This is a genomic window from Nocardia farcinica, from assembly GCF_029867845.1.
GTDB classification, from domain to species: domain Bacteria; phylum Actinomycetota; class Actinomycetes; order Mycobacteriales; family Mycobacteriaceae; genus Nocardia; species Nocardia farcinica_A.
Map to the genome: position 1 here is coordinate 1 of NZ_JARWRU010000859.1, position 1,621 is coordinate 1,621.

At 73.0% G+C, this 1,621-nt stretch carries 2 protein-coding genes; both read left to right on the top strand.

Going from position 1 to position 1,621, the window contains the following annotated elements; translation table 11 throughout:
- Positions 1-874 (top strand): NlpC/P60 family protein (locus QH283_RS18785; RefSeq protein WP_280504294.1); only part of this gene is annotated, 874 nt, incomplete at its 5' end.
- A gap of 152 nt (positions 875-1,026) precedes the next feature.
- On the top strand, positions 1,027-1,518 hold the full coding sequence (locus QH283_RS18790; RefSeq protein ID WP_280504295.1) for a hypothetical protein: 492 nt from the start codon (positions 1,027-1,029) through the stop codon (positions 1,516-1,518).
- Positions 1,519-1,621: the final 103 nt, after the last annotated feature.

Genomic DNA, 1,621 nt, shown 5'->3' on the forward strand with positions numbered 1-1,621 from the left:
CGAGGTCTGGTACCGGCGGGCGGGCTCGCTGTGCCCGCAGATCACGCCCTCGCTGCTGGCCGCCCAGGGCAGGCAGGAGTCCGGCTTCCGGCGCGGCCTGACCTCACCCGCGGGCGCCCAGGGTCTGGCCCAGTTCCTGCCCGGCACGGCGGCGTCCATCAATCCCGACGACGGCCGCCCCTACGTCATCGACGCCGACGGCAACGGGGTGGCCAGCGTGTGGGACGACGGCGACGCGATCATCGGCCAGGGCCGCTACATGTGCGCCATCGCGGGCAAGATCACCCAGTGGATGCGCGAGGGGCGGGTGCAGGGCGACATCGCCGCGCTGACGCTGGCCGCCTACAACGCGGGCGAGGGTGCGGTGCTGGCCAGCGGCGGCATGCCCAACCAGTACGCCGCGCACTACTACGAGACCCGCCCCTACGTGGCCAACATCCTGGCCATGGAGCCGCAGTACCGCGCGCCCGGCTCGCTCGGCCGGTTCAGCCCGGAGCAGGGCGGTGGCGGCGAGCAGGTGCTCGAGGCCGCCAACGACTGGCTCGGCACGCCGTACGTGTGGGGTGGCGGCGGGCCGCAGGGGCCGAGCAACGGCGGCCTGGACGGGCCCGGCCTGGTGGCCGCGGCGGTGTTCGCGGCCTCGGCGGGCGAGATCGTCATGCCCCGAACCGCCGAACAGCAGTGGGAGTACGGCCAGGAGGTGTCCATGAGCCAGGCGCGGCCCGGCGATCTGGTGTTCAGCTCCTTCGGTCCGCGGGGTCCGGCGCAGGTGGGCGTCTACGCGGGCGGCGGCCGGATGGTCCAGTCCGTGCCTGCGGGCGGGGTGAGCGAGGTCGCGGTGCCCGGCGACGCGAGGATGCGGAGGGTGATGTGAACGCGCACACGACGCACCGGGCCGGGCAGCGGAAGCGGTCGCGGGCCCGCGACACGCGACACGGCAGCGGAAAGGCGGCGCAGAGGCGGCTGCCGGGGACCGTTCTGCGGCTAGCCTGGAAGGACGGACGATCCCCCGCGACACTGGTGGTGATGCTCGTGGTGAGCACGGTGGTCTTCGCCGCCGCCTGCGGTTCCGGCGGCGAGAGTTCCGAATCCGGTTCGGCGGGCGCGATTCCGACCACCACGCGGCTGCTGGAACAGGCGCCCGCGCCCGATCCGGTGACCGCCGAGGGCGTGGCGGTCACCGCGCTGCGCGAGATCTTCACCTGGCGGCCCGCCGACGAAGAGCACGGCGAGTCGATGCGGCGGGCGCGGAAATATCTGGGGCCGAGCCTGATCCGCACCCTCGACAGCGCGCCGGCCGAGGAACCGAGCCCGTCGCTGCGCTGGGCGGAATGGGCGAAGGCGGGCGCGCGGGTCGATGACGTCTGGCCCGACTACGACCGTTGGACTGTCCACGCCGAGCAGCAGGCCGGCCACTCGCTGCATGCGTCTGCTGGGATCACCGCCGCTCCTGCGATCTCACCGACTCGTGCCATCGGATGCGTGGCCACGACGGGTTCTCCTCGAAGGTCTGTGTGAGGTTGTGCGTGGCTGCCCAGGCCCGACTACGAGCGCACCCTAAAGAGCAGGGGTGCAGCGGGGTCTACGGTTCATCGGGGGGCGGGTTGGGGGTGGCTTCCCA